We start from the raw sequence: 24,221 nt of genomic DNA, 5'->3' as shown, positions 1-24,221 counted from the left end.
GGCGATGAAGACCCGGCAAGAGACATTGACCATCCGGTTCTCCGAGATGAAAGATGCTGCTGCACTCATGGAACTCGACGAACTGGTATGGGATCGCAACACGGCCCCTGCCCCATTGGAGTGGACCTCAAGAGAACATTATCTTCTGCATTGTCCGCCAGGCACACAGCTCGTGGCGCTGCATGAGGAAGAACTGTGCGGTTACATCGGATTCCGGTCGCCCACAAGTCTTCACAGTAATCGTCATGTACTGGAGCTGAACATAGCGGTTCACCCTGCTTATCAACGGCAGGGCATCGGACAGCGGCTGATCGAGGCCGTGAAGGATATGGCGCGCGTGGAAGGCATTTCGAAGCTGAGGCTGCGGGTGCTGTCCAGCAATCCGGGCGCACTCTCTTTTTACAGGAACTGCGGGTTTCAGGAAGAGGGCAGACTGATTCAGGAGTTCTACGTGGATGGACGTTACGTCGATGATATCTTAATGTGTTGCTTCTTATCATGATCACATCATGATATCCCTCTAGGCCGGTTAACGGGCAGCAGAGAGATGGAGTTATAGGTTTGAACAGTCCGGCAGCTTGCCGGGCTGTTTCGTATGTTAAGGTCAATCAGGGGTTTCTGGTTGGCCTTATGTTATTTGGCCCGCCGCTTAAATGGCTTCTGGACAAGGGCACAGGCTATTGCATATAGTAGATGAAAAGAAAAGAAGGCGGAGGTTATTTTCCATGACCATGGGCATTGTATCGCTGAATGTGGGAAAGCCTGTAACGGTTGATTACCTGGGAAAGGACCTGTCTACGGGAATTTATAAGCAGCCTGCGGAAGGCCCCTTGTTCCTAAGTACATTGAATTTCGAAGGGGATGGTCAGGCTGATCTCGTCAATCACGGCGGCGTGGATAAGGCGGTGTGCGCGTACCCCTCTGAGCATTATCCTTATTGGGAACGCTCTTTGGGCAAGCAGATGGAGTATGCTGCATTTGGCGAAAACCTGACGCTGCGGGGGATGCTGGAGGATCGGGTCTGCATTGGGGATGTATACCGGATAGGCAACGCGGTGGTGCAGGTCAGCCAGCCCCGGTATCCATGCTTTAAGCTGTCGCAAAAGCATGGCGTTAAAGATATGCCGGCAAGAGTATTGAATACGGGCTACAGCGGGTTTTACTTTCGGGTCCTGGAGGAAGGGAATGTCCGCGCCGATTCCGTGGTCGCTCAGCTTGAGTCTCATGCTTCCGGCATAACGGTGCTGGACGTGCTCCAGATGATGAAGGATGGACGGAAGGATGAACGCGGGTTGTTCCGCATGCTGGAGATCGATGTGCTGTCAGCCAGCTTGAAGGAGCAATTCGGTAAATGGCTGAAGACCCTGCGGGACAACGAGGAGTGAGACGTGGGCTCCCAGCCAAGCCAGGTCCTCGCCTTGAACATATAGACAACAAAAACCGGCTTGTGTCCTTATCGTAGGATACAAGCCGGTTTTATTTCGGATTAAGGGTTACCTCATCCGCTTCCATTCGCTCTGAATCATGCCGTAGACCGCGTGGTTGACATACCCTTGAGGCAGCTTCTCGGCTTCCCTTATGACTCCCTCCAGCACAAATCCCAGCCGTTCCGGAATGGCCCGGCTGCGATGGTTCGCCGTTGCACAGCGGATCTCCACTCGGTTCAGGCCCATGCGCATCAGCGCGTGATCCGTGAACGCCCGGCATGCGCTTGTCATCAGGCCTTGCCCCGTAAAATGCTGATCCAGCCAGTATCCGATGCTGACGGAGCGGTTGCTCCAATCAATCTCATGGAACGAGATGGTGCCCGCCAGCTCCTCGCGGACCCAGATGCCGGCCGAGAAGCCGCCATTCTCAGCCGCTTGCTTCATGGCGCCTTTGATATAATTGACGGTATCGTTGACCTCGGTGACGGCATCCACCCATGGGAGCCACTTGCGGAGACGGTCCCGAGACCGGTCGGTAATCTCGAACATCGCCCGTGCATGCTCTATGGCAAGGGGGCGTAATTCAACATGGTCATCTAATGTGTATCCAAACATACGGTATCTCCTTTGTTCTCCATGGTGAAGTGTATGTAGCTTTAACGAGTCCGCTTCACTTTTTGCTCTAATGCGTAAATATCTTCTTCAAGGGAAATCATGCGCTGATTGACCACCGTTCTGCAGTCGCTTAGCGCTTGATTGTATAGATGCGGCCCTAAGGTCTCCATGAAAAAATCAAGAATCCCTTCCGCAGCCAGATGGCCGAGGGTTTCGCCGCGCTCCGTTTCAAAGTATTCCTGAACCCGTTCAACCAGCTGTTCGCGTTGTTCTTTGGGGAATTTGCTAGGTTTCATATGATGATTGCAGGCCTCCTTCCATCGTTGTTTTTCTCTCCATGCTACCCTATTGAAAAGCCCCCGTCAAAACGATTCTCACCGGCATTTTCGGCTGTGGGAGGATCCTCTGTATGCAGGTTAGATGCTGGGAGCAGGCTGCTCGCTGGAATCCTCATCCCAAGTCGGCAACTTGCGGCACGGAAGTGCCGAATTCCTTGAACAATCACGGCATTACAGGTATATTTAAGGGAAACACGTTTATACAGGAGATAGACAGAAATTACAGGACGAAAGGTTGATCAACGTGGAGAACCATCGGGGCACCCCCTCCAATTTCATAAAAAATGTTATTACCGAAGACCTGAAGTCCGGTAAAGTCAAGGAAATCGTTACCCGCTTTCCGCCGGAGCCGAACGGCTACTTGCATATTGGACATGCCAAGGCTATATGGATCAATTTCACGCTGGCCGATGAATTCGGCGGACGGACGCATTTGCGGTTCGATGATACGAACCCGGTGAAGGAAGACATTGAGTATGTTAACTCCATCAAGGAGGACGTGAAGTGGCTCGGATTCGATTGGGAAGAGCTGCGGTACGCGTCCGATTATTTTGAAGAGATGTACAATCGCGCAGTGCTGCTGATTAAGAAAGGGAAAGCTTACGTGGATGACCAATCCGCTGACCAAATTCGCGAAAAGCGCGGAACCCTGACCGAGCCTGGGCAAAATAGCCCGTACCGGGATCGCAGCGTGGAAGAAAATCTGGATCTGTTCGAGCGGATGCGCAAAGGGGAATTTGCCAACGGCGAGCGCGTGCTGCGCGCCAAGATCGATATGGCTTCGCCGAACATCAATTTGCGGGATCCGGTCATCTACCGTATCTCCCACGCGCATCATCATAATACAGGCGACAAGTGGTGCATCTATCCGATGTACGCTTTTGCCCATCCGCTGGAGGATGCCATTGAAGGGGTTACGCATTCCCTGTGTTCTCTTGAGTTTGAAGATCAGCGCCCCTTCTATGATTGGGTTGTGGCGGAATGCGAGATGGACAGCACACCGCATCAGTACGAATTCGGGCGTCTGAACGTGGCGCAGACGGTTACGAGCAAACGGAAACTGAAGCAGCTCGTAGACGAGAATGTGGTGGACGGCTGGGATGATCCGCGCATGCCGACGATCTCCGGACTTCGCCGTCTGGGATACACGCCTGAAGCCATTCGCAACTTCGTGTTTGAGACGGGAATTTCGAAGGCGTACGGCACGGTGGACCGCCAAGTGATGGAACACTTTATCCGTGAGGACCTGAAGCTGAAGGCGCCGCGCACGATGGCTGTGCTGGACCCGCTGAAGGTGGTCATTACGAACTATCCTGAAGGCCAGACGGAATGGCTGGATGCCGAGAACAATACGGAGAATCCGGAGATGGGCGTCCGCCAGATTCCGTTCTCGCGCGAGATCTATATCGAACAAGAGGATTTCATGGAAGATCCGCCGAGCAAATATTTCCGCTTGTTCCCTGGCAATGAGGTGCGTTTGAAGCATGCGTATTTCATTAAGTGCAATGATGTGATCAAAGACGAGAACGGCAAGGTCGTTGAGATCCACTGCACGTATGATCCGGAGACGAAGAGCGGTAGCGGCTTTACCGGACGCAAGGTGAAGGGAACGATTCACTGGGTGGAGGCCACGCAGGCCGTACCTGCCGAATTCCGCCTGTTCGAACCACTGTTCAAGGACGAAGAGGAAGAAGCCGAATTGGTACCAGAGGTTGCAGGCGAAGCGGAAGAAGCAGCTGCCGAGAAGTCCTTCCTGGACGACATCAATCCGAACTCGCTGCAAATCGTGCAAGGATTCGTGGAACCGAATATGAAGGATGCTGCACCGCAGGACAAGTTCCAGTTCTTCCGCCACGGATATTTCAACGTCGACTCGAAGTATTCGCAGCCAGGGCGTCCGGTATTTAACCGCGTAGTCTCCCTGAAGAGCTCGTTCCAGCTTCCGAAGAGCTAATCAAGATTGCAAATAGAAATGGAGGCATTGAAGGGGAGAAGAGTCTCCCGTGCCTCCCTATAACGTAAACAAGACTCGAAGATTCCGTTACAGGATTCATTCGAGTCTTGTTATATTTACGGTGATACCATCTTGTCATTTGAATGGCTTCTCATACGGACCACGTTCTAACTCGCAGCATACTCCTCGATCTCGTCGCCTTCGGGATCGTCCGGATGCAGCGGCTGGTACCCGTGCTTGCGAAGGTTGTACCACATCCAGCCAAAGCCGATAGCACCCACAATGGCAAGCATCGTACCGGTCCGGTACATGATCTGCGCCCCGAAGTTCTGGAACATCCAGCCGCCGGCGAGACCGCCGATGACGCCGGATATGCCGCTCCAGCTCAAGGTATAGATCGCTTGTCCGGAAGCGCGATACGGCGTGGGCACAAATAGCATCGTCAGCTGAACGCCAACATAGAAATAGCCGCCGAAGGTTACGCAGTGCAGCAACTGGATGAAGGCCACCTCCAGTGCACTGTTGGCTTCCGCCATCAGCAGCCAGCGGAGGGCGAAGAGCAGGCTGACAATCGTCAGGCAGCCGACCAGGACATTGATTTTCCGTTTCAGGAAGCGGTCAAACAGAATGAAGATCACCACTTCAAATATCGAAGAGAAGAAGATGGCAAGGCCCACCATCTGCTTGGTACCGCCAAGCTCCAGAATGTATAGGGACATAAAGGTGTTATTGGCTGTGTTCGGGATGGATACCATGATGCCTAATAGAATGAACCAGACAAAATAGGGGTTCAGGAACAGTCTGCTGAGTCCTTTGAGGCTAACCGATGCCGACGCCGTTGTTTTCTGGATGGAGGGCAGTGTGAACATGAACAACGCCGCCACCAGCAGCATGACCGAGAACACGATGGAGATGCGTCCCGATCCGAGCCGGTCGATGACAGGTCCTGCAGCAATTGCCGTCAGCGCCCATCCCAGCGATCCCCATAGCCGGAACGAGCCGAATTTTTGCTGCGTCCCCTCAATATAGGTTAGAATCAGCGAATTCGTCTGCGAGAACATCGGAGTCTGGAAGAAATAAAAGAAAATCATCGTCATGTATATCATTGCATAGGTATTCGCCTGAAATACAAGCTGGACCAGCAGCAGCGTACCGGTCATCATGATCAGCAGCACGCGTTTGATGTTGGCCGCCCGGTCACCCCAGAATCCCCAGAACGGATTTGCGAAGATGGACACAAATGGCGCGATTGCCATCAGGCTGCCGATTTCGATTTTGCTCATGCCGATGTCTTGCAAATATAACTGGAAAAAACCGGTGAAGATGACCATGGTTCCGTAAATGAAGAAGTTGAACAGCTTGAGCGATGTCAGCGAAGGTTGAGCATTGTCCATATTCCGCAAGTAGGTCATTCCTTTCAAACCGAATACAATCCAAAATCGCGGCGACATAGGAAGCCGCTTTCCTTTCAATGTATCATGCATTGAAAAGGGATACAAACCATCTTTTAAATGATTTTCCATTATTCTGGTTATTAATCTGTAAACTGAATCAACTTTTTTTACAACGTGTAAGAAAGGCGGGTAGAACATATGAGCGATCACTCCCTAGATGTTGGCCTTTCGCCAGATCAGGTGACAGGTATCGTGCTTGCAGGTGGAGCCTCCCGGAGAATGGGGAGAAACAAGGCGCTGTTGCCTATGGAGGGAATGAGTTTGATCGAGCGAACGGTCCAGGTGCTTGACAAAGTTAGCGGACGGGTAATCCTATCCACGAATGTCCCGGCCGCTTATCAATTTCTTGAATTGGAGTGCATTCCCGATCTCTATGTCGGGCAAGGACCGATGGCGGGACTTCATGCAGCGCTCAAGTCATCCCAAAGCACATGGAATATGGTTGCTGCGTGTGACATGCCTTATATCCATGAGCGTTTCCTTCGGGGACTGCTGGATCTGGCGAACAAGCAGTACGCAGCCGACGCTGTAATCCCCGTGGTAGAGGGCAGGATGCATCCGCTGCTGGCGGCATATCGCAAAGAAACCGTAGAAGTCCTTGAGCACAGGCTGATCAAGGGACAACTGCGCATGGTGGAATGGGTGCAGGAGCTGAATGCCGTCTTTGTGCACGAGGAGCAATTAGAGGCAATGACGGGCCTTGATCCGCGCAGGATTTTATTTAATATGAACACGCCTGGGGAATATGAGGCAGCAGGCGGCCTGCTGAATTCCGACTTGTCTGAGGATAGATAGTAGAGTTTTATAGCGGCATCAAGGTGCAAAGCCCGTTGAAACCGGTACTCATCCTAAAAAAATAACCCCGCCAACTAAATGCTTGGCGGGGAATATTAATATATAACTGCGCGCTAGCGATAATAAATCTGCCATCGGCAGTATACGCGCAGCAGACGGGTTTATCCGCCGATCTGCGACATGCGCCGGACGGTGGGAGTATGGTTTTGTGCCTTTTTCTCGAGCGCGAGCGCCATTTCATGATTCAGCGGTTTATCGCCCAGCGCTTTGCGGAACAGGTTCGCCACCGCGGAAGGATCATCGACGACACGGCGCACGTTAAATTCGTCGGACCAGTATAGACAAGCCTTGATGTGGCCGTCCGCCGTCAGCCTGAGGCGGTTGCAGGAATCGCAGAAATGATCGCTGACCGGATGGATCAGACCGAAGGTTCCTGTAGCTCCAACCACCTTCATGTTGCGTGAAGGCCCATTGCCGGATGGTCCCTGCTCTTCTTGAATGGTCCACCCCGCCTCCTGGCACACTTCGGATACCCGGCTCAGCGGCAGATACGAATCTCGCCAGGCATCGGATGCTTGGCCGATCGGCATATATTCAATAAAGCGGACATGGAGGGGACGATCGAGCGTTAGAGCGATAAAGTCGCGAATTTCGTCTTCGTTGAAGCCCTTCATTAACACCATGTTCAGTTTGATCGGATCCAGGCCGGCTTCATAAGCGGCTTCAATGCCTTCCAGCACTTTATGCACCCGTCCGCCGCGCGTAATGCGCGCGTAACGCTCCTCATGAAGCGAATCCAGGCTGATGTTGATACGAGTGAGTCCCGCTTCCTTAAGCAGACGAGCTTTGGATGGGAGCATGATCCCGTTGGTGGTAAGTGATATATCTTGAATTCCTTCAATGGAAGCAATCATATGGACCAAGGATTCCAGATCCTTGCGCACCAGCGGTTCCCCGCCGGTAAGGCGTACTTTGGAGACGCCCATAGGGGCAAGGACGCGCACGATCGCTGCGATCTCTTCATAGCTCATAATCTGATCATGAGGCTGGAATTCCATTCCTTCTTCCGGCATACAATAGACACAACGAAGATTGCATCGATCCGTCACCGAGACGCGAATATAATCATGGACCCGACCGAAAGAATCTTTAAGCGGTTCGATCATGGAAATCCCCCTTTATAGCATGCATGGTCACATTGTAGCCATTCCCCGAACGGGAGTCAATGCGCCGTTTGGGTCATGACGGCAGGACAAGCAGCGGCAAAATGGCCATTCTTTTGTGAGAAGAATCACAGTAAACGCTTTCGGGATCCATTATATTGAAGCTGTGAACAAAAGCTTTCTCCCCTTGAAAGCGAGTAGTGACATTCTAGATTTCCGAAAGTTTCCCGATTTTTCCGAAATTTTCGGAAATCATTTCTAGCTGCTTTCATTAGGCGTTCATCTAAGATATACTGTCAAGGATATCACATCCAACAAGAAAGGTTACCAATAGGAGGTTCGATATGGCGATATCACCTGTTCAAACTTTGGAGGTGCCTGACGTCTGTCACAGATGGCTTGAAAACCGGGGGACGGTCTACGAGCTGCTGATTGATTTTTTGGGCAATTGGCCCAGCTTGTCTATGATTGCGGAATGGAGCCGCGGAAGTGGAATTAGCAAGGCTGCGGAGTGTTCGAAGGCCGGTACGGAACTGATGACATATTTATGTGGACGCTCACCTGAGGAATTGGTTCGGATTTGCGAATATGAAGGGGCGGAATACCGCCGATTGCTTCAGCAGTCCAAACAGCGTCAGGCAGCAGAGTCTCATTATACGAAGGATGGATGCGCTCAGGATTTAGCCGATTGTTATGCATCCGTCGGTATTGCCTTTAATAAACTGCACGGGGAAGCGGACGATCATATAGCCATTGAACTGGAATTTATGACACTGCTTCATGACCGTATGCTGAACAATACGTATTGTGAACATAGCATGCTGCAATTGATGGAGGTTCAAGAAAAGTTTCTGGAGGAGCATCTGTTGTCATGGGTGCCATCCCTCTGCAAGGATCTGAAAGGATCCACGGAAAGTCCGCTTTATCAGTCGTTATTCAGTCTGCTGGAGGAGTTCCTCGCACAGGATCTGAGCATGCTGAAGACGTGGAAGCATTCCAGGGAGGCTGTGCTGGTACATTAGCGAGCAAGACAACATCATAGTCGTCAACATCATAGTCATCAAAAAAAAGCCTCGATCTCCTATTCTAGGAAACCGGGGCTTTGCTGTTCTACTTAATCTTCGATTCTTTTCTTGCTGAACTTCATCAGGAACTCGTACACGATAGGTACCACCACGAGCGTGAGCAGCGTCGAACTGATCAGACCGCCGATAACCGTAATGCCGAGACCTTTCGAGATGATGCCTGCGCTGCTCTCCCAACCGAATACGAGAGGCAGAAGAGCGCCGATCGTTGCGAGTGCCGTCATCAGGATTGGACGAAGACGGGTAGCGCCGGCTTCAAGCAGGGCTTCGCGTGTGCTCATTCCTTCGCGCTCCATATGGATTACGCGGTCGATCAATACAATCGCATTGGTCACGACGATACCGATCAGCATGAGCACGCCCATGAGTGCAGACACATTCAGTGTCTCGCCTGTGACGAGCAAGCCGATAATGGCTCCGATGACAATGAACGGCAGCGAGAACAGGATGGCGAACGGTGCGAGACCGCCACCGAATGTAACCACAAGCACAAAGTATACAATCGCGATGGCTGCCAGCATGGCGAGTCCAAGCTGTCCGAAGGTTTCGTTGATTTGCTCGGTGACGCCTCCGAATTGGACGGATACGCCGTCTGGAAGCTCAAGCTTATTCACTTCAGTCTCCAGGTTGGTGGAGGCCGATCCTACATCGCTGGACAGGATGTCGGCTGTGACGGTCACAACCATTTTCCCGTCGATGCGCATAATGGAGTCTGGAGTCGTTCCTTTTTCCACCTTGGCCACATCCTTGATCGGTACTTCGATACCGAGTGGGGAGGTGACGGTTTCGTTCTCGATTTCCTTTATACTCTTATAGGTTTTGCTGTCCGTCTCAATGTAAACATTGTAGGTCTTGTCCTCAATTTTGACTTCGGTCAAGACTGGACGTTCCCGTACCGGAGACAGCTTCATTGCCAATTGTCCGGCTGTCAGGCCAAGGGAGCTCAGCTTCTCTTGGTCGGCAACCAGCGTATACTGCTCGAACGCTTCGGACAAGCTGGTCTTTGCATTGTCGAAGGTAGCGGTATCCTTGTTTGCGAGTTCTGCGATTTGATCAGCCACCGGCTTGATCTGCTCCAGAGAGTCGCCAAAGACGTTAACCGTTAACTGGCTGCCGCCAAAGCCGCCGGCCGCCATGTCCATATTGGACCAAGTGCCATCCGGTACTTCCTTGGCAAGATCCTCGACAAGCGCTTTTTTGACATCTTCAAAGTTTTTCGTGTCCGGGTCATACATAATATAGAACAATCCGGAATTGGCTGATCCCATACCAAGCGGATTGCTTCCGCCGATGGAGTACTGCATCGTTTGCACTCCAGGCTGATCCAGGATCAATTTCTCCGCTTTTAATGCGCGTTCCTCTACATCCTCCAGCATGACGCCAGGTTCAGGAGAATAAGTGACCATGGCATATTTGTCTTCCTGTTCAGGAATAAAGCTAACTCCAAGGTACTTCGTCAGGAACAAGCTTCCTGCCAATAACACGATGGCTGCCAGGAATGTAATGGCTTTGTGATTCAGCGTCCATTTGAGAATGGAACGATACCCGCGGGCCATTGCGCCAGGTTTCTCTGCATGATCATGTTTGTTCTTTAAGCCTTTGCGGAACAGGCTGTGCGCCATAGCGGGTACGAGTGTGACCGCCACGACCAGGGAAGCGAGCAGTGCAAAGACCATCGTCAATGCAAATGGCATGAACAGCTCTCCGACCATACCGCTAACCAGGGTAAGCGGCAGGAATACCGCGATGGTTACGATGGTGGAGGACATGATCGGTACAAACATTTCACGTGTAGCGGCACTAATGAGCTCTCGGCCTGTCAACTTCTCGGTCGAGAGGGACATGCGCCGGTAGATATTCTCGATAACGACGATCGAATCATCGACAACCCGGCCGATAGCAACGGTCATGGCACCGAGCGACATCATATTCAAGGTGATATCCATTTGTCTCAGGCACAGAACCGCAATCAGCAAGGACAATGGGATCGAAATGATCGATATAATCGTCGAACGGATGTTGCGCAAGAAGATCATAATGATCAGAACGGCGAACAGTGCGCCGAATAATGCCTTGGAGAGCATCGTATGAACAGAGTCTTCAATCGGCTTGCCTTGGTCCAGCATGATTGTCAGATCCATGCCAGGATAGAGGCCTCTCAATTCTTCGGCCTTGTCTTTCACCTGATTGACAACATCAACCGTATTGGCGTCGTTGGCTTTCACGATTTGGATACCGATCGATTCCTTCCCGTTGGTGCGGGAGATGGATTCCGAGGTTCCGATAACTTCAATCTTGGCAATCTCGCTGAGTTTCACTGTTGGAATGCCGGTCGGAACGGCAGGAGCACCGCTTGGTCCGCCAGCAGCCGCACCGGCTCCAGGAGCGCCTTGTTGGCCTGCCCCAGCTGCATTACCGGAAGGCTGCTGCGGTGGTTGTTGACCTGTCCCGGCATTCGGAGCACCAGCTCCGGCAGATGCATCTGCACCACCGCCACCCGGAATAACCGGAATGGCGATATTCTTCAGATCGTCAATGCCGATGATGCCGCCATCAATAGCAACGGCCTTCTGCGATTTTTCCATTTCGAACATGCCGAGCGGAACGTACAGCGCTGAACCCTGCACGATTCCTTTGACGGTATCCTCCGTCAGGCCAAGCTCGTTCAGTTTGTTCTGATTAAACTTCAGCTGTACTTCGTTCACGAATTGTCCGGCTACCTGGATGGAAGCAACTCCGTCCAAATCCTCCAGCTCCGGAACGATGTCGTTCTCTGTGATGCGTGTCAATTCATCCAATGCCATATTGTCTTTGTTCGCAATACTTAGGGAGACAACCGGCATGGAGCTCATGCTGAATTTGGATATGGTAGGTTTCTGGGCGTCATCAGGCAGCTTTACCTCGTTAATGGCTTCACGAACAGCAGCCGTAGCGTTGTCCAGATCACTACCATAATCAAACTCAACCATGACATTGGCTGCATTCTCCATGGAAGTGGAGGTTACGGTTTTGACGCCGTCAATATTGCGGAGTCTCGTCTCGAGCGGTTTGGTAACATCCTCCACAACACCTTCAGGAGCTGCACCCGGATAGATCGCGGTAACACTTAAGAACGGGACGTTAATATCCGGAATGGTTTCTTGCTTCATCGTCAGTCCGCTGTATAATCCTCCGAAGCTGACGATGATGGTCAGCAGCCAGATCGCAAACTTGTTGCGCAGCGAGAAATTGATAATTCCTTTCATTAGGCGATTCTCTCTCCTCTCCAAAACTCTATGTCTCTAACTTGGACTAATTCCCCTTCATCATTCCACCGGGTGTAAGATAGCTTTCGAGTACAGTCACAATGGTGCCCTTGAGCTCCGTAAACAATGCTTCAAGGTCCTCGATCCCATCCAAGTTGGCAAGCATTCCTTTCAGAACGGCTCGGCTAGGCTGAAGGGCAAGCAGCTCCTTCTCCATAATATTGAGCGACTCCATCGCATCTTCCCGGACATCCGGCTCCACCTGGATCCTCTTAAGCTCATTCTTCATCGTCTTAATAACAATGAGAGGGTGACGCTGCGTGCGCATGTCGGTTTGGCATACTTGACCCAATTGCCCAACCGCCTCCATTGGGATCAGGGGTTCGGGCCGTCTGCGCAGAATACTGGCTACAATATCATCCAGCAGCTGGATCTGATGATCAGCGATGATTCCCACATTCAAATGAAATCCCGGCATGAACAGGAAACGGATATAAGAACCGAGCATACTGCCCATAAACATGCCGATCTCCATCGTATACGGCTCTACGTCCGGTCCATAAATGGTTTTCAGCTTATTGTTAAACCACTGCAATGTAGCCAGCATTTCCTGCCGCATGTTTTCCTTGTCGAAAGGCGGTTTCCCCGGCGGCATTTGATCATGGAATTGCTTCAGGAGAAATTCCCGGATCTCCAGAAAATGGACCAGAAGCACTTCCGTCTGCTTGCGCAGCTGCTCCTTAGGTGCAAGCAGCGGATCTTGATCGACCCGGAGAATCTCATCTTTAATCCTGCTTGCGATAAGCTCGTAAATGCTCTTTTCCAGTTCCTCTTTGGATTTGAAATGAAGATAGAGGCTGCCTTTCGACATCCCGCATACTTCGGCGATTTCCTGCATGGAGGTAACCGAAGAGCCCTTCGCGGAAAACAGCTGCATCGCAGTGATGAGTATTTGCTGTCGTTTTTCTGCCGTTTTATCAGCCAATCAATAGCTCACCTCGCTTGAGAACTTTTCGGTTCTTAGATTGACCATGAGGTCGAGAATTATTATATATGAAAAAGAACGACCGTTTCAACTTTACTACGGTCGTCCCTTTTCATGGGTTCTGAAAACATATGAAATTTGTTGAAATTATTTAACTGATCAATTTCAGACCGACAGCCGAGCACAGAATCATGGCAATAAACAGCACCCGCCGCCACTCCTTGGGTTCCCCGAACAGGAACATCCCGGTGATCGCGCCGCCCGCCGTTCCGATTCCCGTCCAGATGGCATAAGCGGTACCCATAGGCAGTACGGTCATGGCATAAGAAAGAAGGGAGAAACTGGCGGCAAAAGATAAGGCCAAAATCAGTACATAGCGCCATCCCTTACGTTCCGACACGCCTTTGATACCGATAACGCCACCGATTTCAAATAATCCGGCAAATACAAGAGCAACCCAGGCCATTACTTGCTCACCTCCGGTTCTGCATGATCGCTGGTAATCAGTTTGAGTCCGACCACACCTGCCAACAGCACGCAGATCAGAAGCACCTTGAGCACTTTAAACGGTTCTCCGAAGAACAGCATTTCGGAAGCCACTGTTCCGGCTGTGCCGATTCCCGTGAAGACGGCATACACCGTTCCGACCGGCAGCCGTTTGGCCGCCTCGATAATAAGATAAAAGCTCGCTGTAATGGCGGCCACGGTTCCAAGCCATTCCCATGTGTTAGAGGAATGCTTCAAACCCATCACCCATATGATTTCAACCAATCCAGCAAGCAGCACATAAAGCCAGTTGCGATTCATTATGATTGTCACTCCTTTATGAAAATAACAGTAACCCCTCACTTACCGATTCTTATTCTCCTTAAGCCCCTTTAGCATGCGTAGAATAGGAGACATTAACTCTCGTGGTTATATCCCTGTTTCGTTACCCCTAACCAATACACGGGCCAAGCGGCCACAAGCCGTCTTAGGGCCCGTTCTTCTCCGCCGTATACGGTTTCCAGATGAATTCCGTCCAGCAAGGTCATGTAGGCAATGGCGGCTTTACGCGGATAACGAATAATGCGTCCGTGAACCGGGCAGCCTGCGGCAAGCAGTTTGGACAGGTTCTCCTCCTGCTGGTCCAGCAATGGATATACCATCCCCATCACTTCGTCGTACAGCGTGCTTGGCGGGAAGAAGGCCATCCGCAAGAAGAACCGGACTTCATCATCCATACGATAAGCTTGGAGACGGCTTTCAAGAAATCCGTGCAGCTGCTGCTCCAGCGGCCAATCCGCATGGCCGAGAAAATAGCCTACCATTAAGTCCTCTTGGCGCTGGAATACGTCCTGAAGCACCTGCAGAAACAAATCTTTTTTGCTGGAAAAATGGGCATAAATCGACGGTTTTTTGATTCCGCAGTCGTCAGCAATATGTTTTAACGATGCCCCTTCGTAACCGTTTTTGGCAAAGTGGGCAAGGGCGGATTGTTTAATGTCGACGGCACTCATAAGATTCCTCCTAACTAACGATCGTTAGTTATATTTTTAACAAATGGCGTTCGCATTGTCAATATTTTATTTTTGGGCATCAGGCCTTGTCGGCTCAAGCAGATCAGTCTTTAGTTCCTGGGGGAGATCATGTAGAATATGGTGTGACCAGCATCGTACATACATAGAGACAGAAACGATGAAGAACAAGGGGTAAACGATATGAGAAAGGGAATAGAGGCTGTACTGATTACCGCGCTTTTGTTCGCGTTTTATTATTTTGGCATGGATTATTTCGGGAAGACGACGGGGACCATTATCGGGATATTCTCTACGCTAACCGTAGTATCCATCGGATTCATGATTTTTATGGAGAATCGTCATCCCACCAGCACGTTGGCCTGGATTCTGCTCTTGGCGCTTGTCCCTATCGTAGGGCTTGTCTTTTATTTTTTGTTCGGACAGAACTATTTCAAGCGGAGAAAATACGATAAAAAGGCGCGGAAGGACGTGCTGGTATATACCAGCGAAGTGCTTCGGAAGAACACCCCAGACATCTCCTGCTTTAAGCCCGAAGTGCAGCAGCTCCTTCAGCTGTCTACCCGCCTTGCACGCACGCCGATTTCCTTCTCGAGCGATACCAAGGTGCTGACCGACGGGGAAGAGACTTTTGCGGCCTTGATTGCGGAGCTGGAACAAGCGGCGCATCACATTCATATGGAATATTACATTTACCGTCCGGATGCGATCGGAACGCAGATCCAGGAAATTTTGATACGGAAGGCGAAAGAGGGGGTGGCCGTTCGGTTTATGGTGGACGCCGTTGGCAGCTTGCAACTGCCGCCTTCCTTTTTGCAAGAGATGCGGGATGCGGGTGTACAGGTCGCCGTATTCGGCAGTCCCAAAACGATATTTTTCACGAGCCGCGTGAATTACCGCAATCATCGCAAAATCGTTGTTATTGACGGGAGTGTCGGATTCGTTGGTGGATTGAATGTAGGGGATGAGTATTTAAGCCGCAGCAAGGCATTCGGTTTCTGGCGCGATACCCACATGCTTGTTCGCGGAGAGGCTGTCAGAACGCTCCAAGTTATCTTTCTCCAGGATTGGCAGTACATGACAGGTGAGCAGCCGAGTGAACCCATCTATTATTCACCGGATTTGCTGGAGAACCGTGCCGGTGCCGTCCAGATTATCGCAAGCGGACCGGACAATGAGCGAAGAGCCCTGAAGAACATCTTCTTCTCCATGATTGTGTCGGCTCGTAAGTCGGTATGGCTGGCTACGCCTTATTTTATACCGGATGAAGACATATTCACCGCGCTCAGGGTTGCTGCCTTGTCCGGTCTTGATGTACGGATTCTGTTTCCGTCGAAACCGGACAAATGGCTTCCCTTCCTGGCTTCTCATTCCTATTTTCCGGCTCTGCTGGATGCCGGGGTAAGGGTGTATGAATATGAAAAAGGGTTTATGCACTCGAAGCTGCTAATCGTTGACGGCAAGGTCGCAACCATTGGCACGGCTAACATGGACATGCGGAGCTTCCACCTTAATTTTGAGGTTAATGCTTTACTCGTTCATACGGAAAGCGTAGGCAGGCTGGTATCCGACTTCGAGCAGGACCAGGAATCCGCTATCCTGTACGACCGCAATCATACCCGTAAAAAAAGAATCATGACCCGGCTGCTGGAGTCGGCCGCCCGGCTAATGTCACCTCTGCTGTAATGCGGTGGAGGTGGGGAACTCGTGGTACATACGGGCACTTCATGTGCGTACATACATCATATTGAAAGAATTCTAAAAGGTAGTGAAACCGAGCCATTTCTGTAGTTTGAACAGGATGTCCTTCATCCATGTCGTTTTTCCTTGATAAGCCTCGGCTTCGAGACTAAAGACTGCGCCTTCGTTGGACCATATCCGATGAAAGTAACGGTCCAGATCCCGGGTAAGCGGATGATCCTTAGGCGCGGCTATCCACAAGTTGTTTTCCAAATTGAGATCGGCCAGATTCCGCTGGGTGAAGTTGGTTGACCCGCCGGTAATCACAGACTTGCCTGTCGGTTTGGCAATGTACATGAGCTTGGTATGATACTGCTCTGTACCGGTGTTGTACCAGCGAACAGAGATGTTGCCTTTGGATTTCTTGATGAGCTCAGCGGCAGCCGGACGGTTAGGGATGCCGATCTTGTCCCGGCCGAAGGCATTCTGGTTCGGATCCAGGATGAGGCGGATATCAACGCCGCGGTCCGAGGCCTTAAGAAGCTGGTCCATGACTTTGCTGTCGGCCAGATAGAACATCCCCATCCAGAGCGTGTCCCCAGGCTGTGATTGCTCTATGGCTTTCAGAACATATTTATAGATTTTTCCTTCCGTCAAATAACGAACATCGACATCGTTTGCTTGATCAGAAGGTTGCATGTGTGGCTTGGAGTCTGGCTCATATTCCGGCAGTTTGATTCGGCTTGTAAGGTTAACGGCGGCTTGTTCAGCTGCAAGCATATCCCCGATGATGTCCCCACTCGTTTCGAAGGCAATGTTTGAATGGAAAGCGCTGGCGTCATGGATGTTGGCCGAAGTGACCAGCGCAGTGTTCTCGCTGATGACGATTTTACGGTGATTGGCCTTCACATTCAGCAGCTTCAGATAGGAGCGGACCGTAATATCGGGTGCTTCGCTTGCCATCAGATTGGGGAGTGTCCCTCTGCCCGACTGGCCAAACCACTGGAAGAACGTTCGCCATACAGCGGAATAGATGGGCGTGGAATCTCGAAGCCGGTTGACATCGGTTATAATTACATGAATCCCGGCTGCTTTCATGGCCTCGAATTCCGGCAGCGAATAGGAGCCATATCCGGTATTGACTTCATCGGAAATAAAGAAGATATCCATGTCGGGATATTTCTTCTTATGGGCAACCAGAAGATGAGTGAGTTCTTCGCTGACTTCAGGGAATATCTGACCTTTATGGGTGTAGCCATTGAACAGAAACATATCGATCACCAGGAACTTCCGGGATTCATCGATAATTTGACCGATGCGTGGTCCGATTTCGCGATCATGTATCGGTTGACCGTCCGGTCCGGGATAGGTCAGGTCGATCCACATTTTAACGTCGCTATGGTAGAGTGGGCTTTCATAAGAGATCCCCTTCGGTAGCGGCTTATGCGTCTGATAAATCATCACGCCGATAAGCCAGAGAATGAGAAGGGCCAGGCCGATCAAAATCGTGTTTCGTATGCAGAAGCCTTTGGAAGGTTTCCCTGGTACAAGCTTTGTACCTTCACGAGGTGTATTTTGATTTTCTGAAGTGCGCGTATGAAATAATTGGCGGAAACCCAAGATAGCCCATCCTCCTATCGCTACTGTTGTATAACGTTAATTAACATGAATGACCTGTCCTGACGCACTCCATGTTCTGCAGTTCGGATCGTATTCGATTTCGGGTTGTTCCTAAGATCTCAGGGTAGAATGATAGTCGAGAGGTTTGTTAGTTCAATACATGCGTAAGAATGGGTGAACACCGAGTTTATATTTTAGTTTGTAGAGGTACATATCATGCAGAGCTGGGACAATCTGTGGTGCCAATGATATGCTTATATATAGTTATTTAAGGGATGAGTGAAGTGGATAAGGAGGCACGGGATGAATTCAGAACATAAAGAAACTGCGGATAAACCTGCTGAAACCATTTCAGGCAGAGGATCGGAAAAACTTGAGGGCAGGCTGATGCCGGAAGTGCCCACGGGCGAGCGGAAAATAGAGCATGTACGCTTATGCTTGAATGAGGAAGTAGGCTCTGTGGGAGTAACCACCGGTTTTGAACGTTACCGCTTCCGTCACTCCGCACTGCCGGAAATTGACTTTGACGATATTAAGCTGGACACAACATTTCTAGATTTTTCCGTACGCACACCATTTCTAATCAGCTCCATGACTGGCGGAAGCAAGGCTACCGGAGAGATCAACAGACGTTTAGCTGAAGCAGCGCAGCGGCGCGGCTGGGCACTTGGGGTAGGCTCCGTTCGGGCCGCGGTGGAGAAGGAAGAGCTTGCTTCTACTTTCCGTGTCCGGGAGAGTGCGCCGAGCGTGCCGGTTATCGCTAACCTTGGAGCGGTGCAGCTGAACTATGGGTTTGGCCTTAACGATTGTCAGCGGGCGGTGGATATCGCGGGTGCGGACATGCTGGTTCTCCATTTAAACGGACTTCAAGAGGTGTTTCAGCCGGAAGGGAATACCCGGTTTGGCTGTTTGCTTGGGCGAATTGAGGATCTGTGCCGTACGCTTTCGGTACCGGTTGGCATTAAAGAAGTTGGCTGGGGAATCGATGGTGAAACGGCGCGGAGCCTGCTGAATATCGGGGCGGCCTTTATCGACGTGGCAGGTGCGGGCGGTACTTCATGGAGTCAGGTTGAAAAATTTCGCAGCCCGGATCCGGTTCGCCGCGCTGCGGCTGAGGCTTTCGCCGGTTGGGGCAATCCTACCGCGGAATGTATCGTGGAGGTGCGCGAAGCTGCGCCAACCTGTGCGCTTATTGGCAGCGGTGGGCTGCAGAGCGGCGTCGATGCGGCTAAAGCGCTCTCGCTTGGCGCCGATCTGGCAGGCTTCGGGCGTGGACTCCTGGGCTCGGCGGTCGAATCCGTGGAAGCGCTGGATCAGCGGCTTGCCCAGGTGGAGTTGGAGCTGCGGACGGCGATGTTCGGAATCGGCGCAGGGAATATCGATGCGCTGAAGTCTACCAACCGGCTGATTCGTGCATAAATGGCCGGAGTGATGGGCCCGGATCACATTCAACGATGGCAGTATATTCGTGTTGAAGTCTATCGGGTATCTGCTATAATTAATAAGATTGTTTAGCTGGCGATTCGTAGCTTCGGCGATAAGAACCAAAGCTGTGTAATACTTATAAATAAAGAAGTAAACCTAATAAGGAGTTGTCACATAAATGGCTTTAAAAGCAGGAATCGTCGGTTTGCCAAACGTCGGCAAATCAACATTGTTTAATGCGATCACGCAAGCGGGCGCCGAATCGGCCAACTATCCGTTCTGTACGATTGATCCTAACGTTGGTGTCGTGGAAGTGCCGGATGAGCGCCTCAACAAACTGACCGAACTGGTTCAGCCGAACAAAACGGTACCGACCGCTTTTGAATTCGTCGACATCGCGGGCTTGGTTCGCGGGGCGAGCAAAGGGGAAGGCCTTGGGAACAAGTTTCTTGCCCATATTCGTGAAGTGGATGCCATCGTTCATGTTGTTCGCTGCTTTGAGGACGAGAACATTACCCACGTTGACGGTAAAGTAAACCCGGTCAGCGATATCCAGACGATTAATCTGGAGCTGATCCTAGCGGATCTCGACAGCGTGGAGAAGCGGATCGATCGCGCGAAGAAGAACATGAAGGGCGGCAATAAGCAGTATGCTCAGGAAGTAGAACTGCTGGAGCGCCTGAAGGAAGCCCTTTACAACGATCAACCGGCACGCAGCGTGGAACTGAGCGACGATGAGAAGCTGATTGTTCGTGATTTGCACCTGCTGACATTGAAGCCGGTGCTATACGCGGCTAACCTGAGCGAAGACGGCGTTACGGAAGCCGACAGCAATCCTTTCGTGCAGCAGGTTCGTGATTTCGCGGCTGCGGAGAACGCACTCGTGGTTCCGATCAGCGCGAAGGTTGAAGCCGAGATTGCCGAGCTTGAGGGCGAGGACAAAGCGATGTTCCTTGAGGAGCTGGGGCTGGAGGAATCCGGTTTGAACCGTCTGATCAAGGCGGCTTACAGTCTTCTGGGATTGTACACCTACTTTACGGCAGGCGTGCAGGAAGTACGTGCCTGGACGATCCGTAAAGGAACGAAGGCTCCGCAAGCGGCTGGCGTGATTCATACCGACTTCGAACGCGGCTTTATCCGTGCTGAGGTCGTAGCTTACGATGATCTGGTTGCGGCCGGATCGATGAACGGCGCGAAGGAACGCGGACAGCTTCGACTGGAAGGCAAAGAGTACGTTGTGAATGACGGCGATGTGATGCACTTCCGTTTCAATGTGTAGGAATTGAAGTATTCAAAGGCCATGGCTCCATGTCACTTTGTGCATGGGACCGTGGTTTTTTTGAAGATATCATAGTGATGATCTGAGGAGTGCTGGACTTTCCCTGCGACAGGTGGATCACCCTCTGAATGGGAGCCAAACACGAAGGGAGAGATCCTTTCTTTCCGGTCAACTGCCTGCTAGTCAAATACGTCGTTTCATGGTAAAATAAAAAGTCGTTTACACTTCATTGTTGATGCGAAATGGAGTGCAAAAAGGCATATCTTCAGGAATATATCTTAGAGAGGTGAATTCCTTTGTTGGACCGATTACAATCCCTTGCGGACCGTTACGAGAAGTTAAGTGAGCTGTTGTGCGACCCCGATGTCGCTAATGACTCCAAGAAGCTCAGGGATTATTCCAAAGAACAATCCGATTTACAGCCTGCTTATGAGGCTTATGTTGAATATAAAAATGTAATTGAAGAGCTCGAAGCTGCCAAAACCATGCAGGGCGAAAAGTTGGATGACGACATGCGCGAAATGGTGAAAATGGAGATCGAAGAGCTTACCCAGCGTGAGCGCGAGCTGGCGGAGAAGATTCGGATCTTGCTGCTGCCGAAGGACCCGAATGATGATAAGAACGTCATCATCGAGATTCGTGGCGCAGCCGGCGGCGACGAGGCGGCACTGTTTGCTTCCGACCTGTACCGGATGTATACCCGTTATGCGGATACCCAGGGCTGGAAGGTTGAACTGATGGACGTCAACACGAACGATCTGGGTGGCTTCAAGGAAGTCATCTTCATGATTAATGGTCGCGGCGCCTACAGCAAAATGAAATTTGAGAGCGGCGCGCACCGTGTGCAGCGTATTCCGGCTACGGAATCCGGCGGTCGTATCCATACATCCACCTCTACGGTGGCGGTCATGCCAGAGGCGGAAGAAGTGGATATCGAAATCCATGACAAGGATATCCGCGTGGATACCTTCTGCTCCAGTGGTGCAGGCGGTCAGTCCGTTAACACCACCAAGTCGGCGGTACGCGTAACGCATATCCCGACAGGGATTGTGGCTACGTGCCAAGATGGCAAATCGCAGAACTCCAATAAGGATAAGGCGCTGCAGGTGCTTCGTGCCCGTATCTTTGATATGATGCGCCAAGAGGAAGAAGCGAAGTATGCCGGTGAGCGGAAGAGTAAAGTAGGTACAGGCGACCGCAGTGAGCGGATCCGTACGTACAACTTCCCGCAAAGCCGTGTAACCGATCACCGGATCGGACTTACCGTTCACAAGCTGGATCAAGTGATGAACGGGGAGATTGAAGAGATCGTTTCGGCGCTGACCCTTGCGGAGCAGGCTGAACTGATGGAAAAAGGAGTATAACGCTTTGAAGCGGACGATATTTGAATTGACGCCGCAGCGCAGCATAAGAGAAGCCTTTGTGGAGGCTTCTTCTTTTTTAGACGGCTTGCGGGTAATGGAACCGCAGCGGAATGCGCAGCTGCTGCTGGAGCATGTGCTGGGATTGTCGGGAACCTCATATTATATGGCACTCGCGGAGCCGTTTCCGGCGGACCGCCGCTACGCCCTGGAAGAAGCGATCAATCGCAAAGCCCAAGGCGTTCCTGCGCAGTATATTATCGGCGAACAGGAATTTTACGGCAGGCCGTTTGAAGTTACGCCGGCGGTTCTCATTCCGCGTCCGGAAACGGAGCTGCTCGTGGAAGCGGTGCTGAAGTATGGACGGGAGCTTACTCCGCGATCGTATGAAAGGCTACAGGCCATTGATATCGGCACGGGTAGCGGGGCCATCGCCATTACGTTGGCATTGCAGGAGCCGGCATGGGATTTGCTGGCGAGTGATATTTCGCCGGATGCGCTGGAGGTAGCTGCTCGTAATGCGAAGCAGCTGAACGCCTGTGTCGAGTTTCGGCAGGGGAACCTGTTGGAGCCATTCGCCGGCATGGCCCCGGACATCCTTGTCTCCAACCCGCCGTACATTCCTGCGGAGGATATTGAGGGACTTCAGCCCGAAGTCCGCGATTATGAGCCGCGAACGGCACTGGATGGCGGGCCGGACGGATTGAATCCGTACCGGATCATGATGGCGCAGCTGCCCTTGCTGTCAGCGCCGCCGCGGCTGATCGCCTTTGAGCTGGGTATGGGCCAAGCCGAGGATGTGGCAGAGCTTCTGCGGAGTGCAGGGCACTGGAAGGAAATCGTCACGGTGCCGGATTTGGCGGGGATTGACAGGCATGTTCTGGGAATTTTCCGTTAATTGTGTTCTGGGTGGATTTCTTTTAAAATAGATGATGGGCTGAGCCGATTAAATGTTTGTTGTCGTACAGATTGTTACCTTACCTCAATTGGCAAATCAGTGTGTACAGCTCCGGGCACAGGGGGACCAAAGCATGCTTCAGAAATTCAAGAAAATTGATTTTGTTATCGTTTTTGTACTGTTGATGCTGATGGTTGTCAGTATTACATCGATATATAGTGCCACGCTCGACAACACCGGATTCGAAAGACACCATATCAAGATGGGGATATTTTATATCCTTGGATTTGCAGCCTTTTTTGGGCTCAGTTTGATTGATTATCGGTTATGGAATAAATACGCACTGCATATATACATCGGCGGGTTATTAACCCTTTTGCTGCCTTCCTTCATCGGCCAGACCAAAAATAATGCCACAGGTTGGATTAATCTCGGTATCGTGGATTTTCAACCTGCGGAATTGTTTAAGCTGGTGCTGATCATATTTATCACCTATGTTCTTATCCGTAAGAATAAAACGAAGTTGTCCTTTTGGCGGGACATTGTACCGATTGGGCTCTTGACGTTTATCCCGTTTGCCGTTGTCATGGTTCAGAATGACTTGGGTAATGGACTGAGCTATATTGTCATCTTGCTTGGGTTGTTATGGATCGGGAATGTGAAATTTTCGCACGCTCTCATCGGGCTGCTGCTGGTAGCAGGCATCGCATTCGGTGGAGCACAGGCCTATATCCACTATCATGATGAAATCAAAGAATCGAAAATCATGGAGAGCCGCGGCCACTGGATGGAACGGATTGACCCATGGCTGATACCGGAAAAAGCAACGCCGAAAGCGAGTTATCATACGAACAATGCGAAGCTGGCCATTGCTTCAGGCGGTATGAGCGGAGAAGGGTATTTACAGGGAAGCTCCGTACAATCCTCGCGTGTACCTTATACGTATTCGGATTCAATTTTTGTGCAAATTGCAGAGGAATACGGCTTCATCGGTTCTTCCATTCTGTTGTTGTTATATTTCATACTCATTCACAGAATGATTTTGATTTCATTGGAAAGCCGGGACAAAGCGGGTCCATTTCTAATCATCGGCATTGTTGCCATGCTGCTGTATCAAATCTTTGAGAATATTGGCATGTTTATTGGGTTGATGCCTTTGACAGGGATTACGCTACCCTTCATCAGTTATGGTGGAACATCACTCATCATTAACATGGCATGTCTCGGGGTTGTCATGAGTGTGAAGCTGCATGGACAGGAAGTGGAGGAGGATATGCCTAATCCTCAAACGTACCGCTCTGCACCACCCAAACAGGCTTGATTTACGTTTATCGGATTTAGAATCAAAAGAGATGCTATCGAAAGCAGCATCTCTTTTGT

Annotated in this window: 22 protein-coding genes; 12 read left to right on the top strand and 10 right to left on the bottom strand. The window is 51.1% G+C overall.

The genetic code is table 11. From position 1 onward, the window contains the following. Nucleotides 1-4: 4 nt before the first annotated feature. Together MHH48_RS32665 and MHH48_RS32660 are read left to right on the top strand one after the other, a co-directional pair. Nucleotides 5-502 (top strand): GNAT family N-acetyltransferase, encoded by a 498-nt coding sequence (locus MHH48_RS32665; protein WP_076323948.1) that lies wholly within the window; start codon nt 5-7, stop codon nt 500-502. A gap of 223 nt (nt 503-725) precedes the next feature. Next, entirely contained in the window at nt 726-1,385 is a 660-nt protein-coding gene (locus MHH48_RS32660) for an MOSC domain-containing protein (protein ID WP_076323949.1), read from the top strand. A gap of 108 nt (nt 1,386-1,493) precedes the next feature. Here MHH48_RS32660 and MHH48_RS32655 read toward each other — a convergent pair whose 3' ends face one another. Together MHH48_RS32655 and MHH48_RS32650 are read right to left on the bottom strand one after the other, a co-directional pair. Continuing rightward, a complete protein-coding gene (locus MHH48_RS32655) occupies nt 1,494-2,042 on the bottom strand; it encodes a GNAT family protein (RefSeq protein WP_076323950.1) in 549 nt (182 codons plus the stop codon). Between the two features lie 41 nt (nt 2,043-2,083). Continuing rightward, a complete protein-coding gene (locus tag MHH48_RS32650) occupies nt 2,084-2,338 on the bottom strand; it encodes a DUF2164 domain-containing protein (RefSeq protein WP_076323951.1) in 255 nt (84 codons plus the stop codon). 113 nt (nt 2,339-2,451) lie between these two features. Between MHH48_RS32650 and MHH48_RS32645 the strand changes: the two genes are divergently transcribed. Beyond that, on the top strand, nt 2,452-2,619 hold the full coding sequence (locus MHH48_RS32645) for a hypothetical protein (protein WP_179090662.1): 168 nt from the start codon (nt 2,452-2,454) through the stop codon (nt 2,617-2,619). Continuing rightward, nucleotides 2,616-4,334, top strand: coding sequence for a glutamine--tRNA ligase/YqeY domain fusion protein (locus MHH48_RS32640; protein WP_076323952.1), 1,719 nt, complete (start codon nt 2,616-2,618; stop codon nt 4,332-4,334). The genes MHH48_RS32645 and MHH48_RS32640 overlap by 4 nt, the downstream gene beginning before the upstream one ends. Nucleotides 4,335-4,501: 167 nt before the next feature. Here MHH48_RS32640 and MHH48_RS32635 read toward each other — a convergent pair whose 3' ends face one another. Continuing rightward, complete coding sequence (locus tag MHH48_RS32635) at nt 4,502-5,785, bottom strand: MFS transporter (protein ID WP_256720659.1); 1,284 nt, start codon at nt 5,783-5,785, stop codon at nt 4,502-4,504. Between the two features lie 141 nt (nt 5,786-5,926). Here MHH48_RS32635 and MHH48_RS32630 point away from each other — a divergent pair, with 141 nt between their 5' ends. After that, entirely contained in the window at nt 5,927-6,583 is a 657-nt protein-coding gene (locus tag MHH48_RS32630; protein WP_076323953.1) for a molybdenum cofactor guanylyltransferase, read from the top strand. A 161-nt stretch (nt 6,584-6,744) separates the two neighbouring features. Here the strand turns inward: MHH48_RS32630 and moaA are convergent, their stop codons facing one another. Then, nucleotides 6,745-7,749 (bottom strand): GTP 3',8-cyclase MoaA, encoded by a 1,005-nt coding sequence (moaA, locus tag MHH48_RS32625; RefSeq protein WP_076323954.1) that lies wholly within the window; start codon nt 7,747-7,749, stop codon nt 6,745-6,747. Between the two features lie 341 nt (nt 7,750-8,090). On the opposite strand from moaA, the gene MHH48_RS32620 reads away from it, so the two are divergent. Continuing rightward, nucleotides 8,091-8,768, top strand: a complete 678-nt coding sequence (locus MHH48_RS32620) for a molecular chaperone TorD family protein (protein ID WP_076323955.1) — start codon at nt 8,091-8,093, stop codon at nt 8,766-8,768. A gap of 92 nt (nt 8,769-8,860) precedes the next feature. Here the strand turns inward: MHH48_RS32620 and MHH48_RS32615 are convergent, their stop codons facing one another. From MHH48_RS32615 to MHH48_RS32595, 5 genes are all read right to left on the bottom strand, one after another. Next, nucleotides 8,861-12,076 carry an efflux RND transporter permease subunit gene (locus MHH48_RS32615; RefSeq protein ID WP_076323956.1) on the bottom strand — a complete coding sequence of 1,072 codons (3,216 nt, stop codon included), beginning with the start codon at nt 12,074-12,076 and terminating at the stop codon, nt 8,861-8,863. Between the two features lie 46 nt (nt 12,077-12,122). Next, a complete protein-coding gene (locus tag MHH48_RS32610) occupies nt 12,123-13,061 on the bottom strand; it encodes a TetR/AcrR family transcriptional regulator (protein ID WP_076323957.1) in 939 nt (312 codons plus the stop codon). A 151-nt stretch (nt 13,062-13,212) separates the two neighbouring features. Beyond that, on the bottom strand, nt 13,213-13,527 hold the full coding sequence (locus MHH48_RS32605; RefSeq protein ID WP_076323958.1) for a multidrug efflux SMR transporter: 315 nt from the start codon (nt 13,525-13,527) through the stop codon (nt 13,213-13,215). Next, nucleotides 13,527-13,868, bottom strand: a complete 342-nt coding sequence (locus MHH48_RS32600) for a multidrug efflux SMR transporter (protein ID WP_076323959.1) — start codon at nt 13,866-13,868, stop codon at nt 13,527-13,529. The genes MHH48_RS32605 and MHH48_RS32600 overlap by 1 nt, the downstream gene beginning before the upstream one ends. 95 nt (nt 13,869-13,963) lie before the next feature. Continuing rightward, nucleotides 13,964-14,560 (bottom strand): TetR/AcrR family transcriptional regulator, encoded by a 597-nt coding sequence (locus tag MHH48_RS32595; RefSeq protein WP_076323960.1) that lies wholly within the window; start codon nt 14,558-14,560, stop codon nt 13,964-13,966. A 201-nt stretch (nt 14,561-14,761) separates the two neighbouring features. Here MHH48_RS32595 and cls point away from each other — a divergent pair, with 201 nt between their 5' ends. Beyond that, the gene (gene cls, locus MHH48_RS32590) at nt 14,762-16,264 is read left to right on the top strand and encodes a cardiolipin synthase (protein ID WP_076323961.1); all 1,503 of its coding nucleotides are present in this window, start codon (nt 14,762-14,764) and stop codon (nt 16,262-16,264) included. A gap of 72 nt (nt 16,265-16,336) precedes the next feature. Here cls and MHH48_RS32585 read toward each other — a convergent pair whose 3' ends face one another. Beyond that, nucleotides 16,337-17,878, bottom strand: coding sequence for a phospholipase D family protein (locus MHH48_RS32585; protein WP_083659737.1), 1,542 nt, complete (start codon nt 17,876-17,878; stop codon nt 16,337-16,339). Between the two features lie 303 nt (nt 17,879-18,181). On the opposite strand from MHH48_RS32585, the gene fni reads away from it, so the two are divergent. From fni to MHH48_RS32560, 5 genes are all read left to right on the top strand, one after another. Next, on the top strand, nt 18,182-19,297 hold the full coding sequence (gene fni / locus MHH48_RS32580) for a type 2 isopentenyl-diphosphate Delta-isomerase (RefSeq protein ID WP_076323962.1): 1,116 nt from the start codon (nt 18,182-18,184) through the stop codon (nt 19,295-19,297). A gap of 184 nt (nt 19,298-19,481) precedes the next feature. Further along, complete coding sequence (gene ychF / locus MHH48_RS32575; RefSeq protein ID WP_076323963.1) at nt 19,482-20,582, top strand: redox-regulated ATPase YchF; 1,101 nt, start codon at nt 19,482-19,484, stop codon at nt 20,580-20,582. Nucleotides 20,583-20,878: 296 nt separating this feature from the next. After that, the gene (gene prfA / locus MHH48_RS32570) at nt 20,879-21,946 is read left to right on the top strand and encodes a peptide chain release factor 1 (RefSeq protein ID WP_076323964.1); all 1,068 of its coding nucleotides are present in this window, start codon (nt 20,879-20,881) and stop codon (nt 21,944-21,946) included. Nucleotides 21,947-21,950: 4 nt separating this feature from the next. Then, entirely contained in the window at nt 21,951-22,841 is an 891-nt protein-coding gene (gene prmC / locus MHH48_RS32565) for a peptide chain release factor N(5)-glutamine methyltransferase (RefSeq protein ID WP_076323965.1), read from the top strand. Nucleotides 22,842-22,974: 133 nt separating this feature from the next. Further along, nucleotides 22,975-24,162 carry an FtsW/RodA/SpoVE family cell cycle protein gene (locus MHH48_RS32560; RefSeq protein WP_076323966.1) on the top strand — a complete coding sequence of 396 codons (1,188 nt, stop codon included), beginning with the start codon at nt 22,975-22,977 and terminating at the stop codon, nt 24,160-24,162. Nucleotides 24,163-24,221 lie beyond the last annotated feature (59 nt).

This window comes from Paenibacillus sp. FSL F4-0100, assembly GCF_037993005.1.
In the GTDB taxonomy this organism is placed as follows: domain Bacteria; phylum Bacillota; class Bacilli; order Paenibacillales; family Paenibacillaceae; genus Paenibacillus_AQ.
This window is presented reverse-complemented; position numbering and strand designations above follow the sequence as displayed.

What these genes read in the sequence shown, in the direction of transcription:
- MHH48_RS32645 (WP_179090662.1), top strand. Translation starts at nt 2,452, where the DNA reads ATGCAGGTTAGATGCTGGGAGCAGGCTGCTCGCTGGAATCCTCATCCC.
- MHH48_RS32665 (WP_076323948.1), top strand. Translation starts at nt 5, where the DNA reads ATGAAGACCCGGCAAGAGACATTGACCATCCGGTTCTCCGAGATGAAA.
- MHH48_RS32635 (WP_256720659.1), bottom strand. Translation starts at nt 5,785, where the DNA reads ATGTCGCCGCGATTTTGGATTGTATTCGGTTTGAAAGGAATGACCTAC.
- MHH48_RS32560 (WP_076323966.1), top strand. Translation starts at nt 22,975, where the DNA reads ATGCTTCAGAAATTCAAGAAAATTGATTTTGTTATCGTTTTTGTACTG.
- MHH48_RS32620 (WP_076323955.1), top strand. Translation starts at nt 8,091, where the DNA reads ATGGCGATATCACCTGTTCAAACTTTGGAGGTGCCTGACGTCTGTCAC.
- MHH48_RS32615 (WP_076323956.1), bottom strand. Translation starts at nt 12,076, where the DNA reads ATGAAAGGAATTATCAATTTCTCGCTGCGCAACAAGTTTGCGATCTGG.
- MHH48_RS32605 (WP_076323958.1), bottom strand. Translation starts at nt 13,527, where the DNA reads ATGGCCTGGGTTGCTCTTGTATTTGCCGGATTATTTGAAATCGGTGGC.
- fni (WP_076323962.1), top strand. Translation starts at nt 18,182, where the DNA reads ATGAATTCAGAACATAAAGAAACTGCGGATAAACCTGCTGAAACCATT.
- ychF (WP_076323963.1), top strand. Translation starts at nt 19,482, where the DNA reads ATGGCTTTAAAAGCAGGAATCGTCGGTTTGCCAAACGTCGGCAAATCA.
- MHH48_RS32630 (WP_076323953.1), top strand. Translation starts at nt 5,927, where the DNA reads ATGAGCGATCACTCCCTAGATGTTGGCCTTTCGCCAGATCAGGTGACA.
- MHH48_RS32600 (WP_076323959.1), bottom strand. Translation starts at nt 13,868, where the DNA reads ATGAATCGCAACTGGCTTTATGTGCTGCTTGCTGGATTGGTTGAAATC.
- cls (WP_076323961.1), top strand. Translation starts at nt 14,762, where the DNA reads ATGAGAAAGGGAATAGAGGCTGTACTGATTACCGCGCTTTTGTTCGCG.
- MHH48_RS32650 (WP_076323951.1), bottom strand. Translation starts at nt 2,338, where the DNA reads ATGAAACCTAGCAAATTCCCCAAAGAACAACGCGAACAGCTGGTTGAA.
- MHH48_RS32655 (WP_076323950.1), bottom strand. Translation starts at nt 2,042, where the DNA reads ATGTTTGGATACACATTAGATGACCATGTTGAATTACGCCCCCTTGCC.
- moaA (WP_076323954.1), bottom strand. Translation starts at nt 7,749, where the DNA reads ATGATCGAACCGCTTAAAGATTCTTTCGGTCGGGTCCATGATTATATT.
- MHH48_RS32660 (WP_076323949.1), top strand. Translation starts at nt 726, where the DNA reads ATGACCATGGGCATTGTATCGCTGAATGTGGGAAAGCCTGTAACGGTT.
- MHH48_RS32595 (WP_076323960.1), bottom strand. Translation starts at nt 14,560, where the DNA reads ATGAGTGCCGTCGACATTAAACAATCCGCCCTTGCCCACTTTGCCAAA.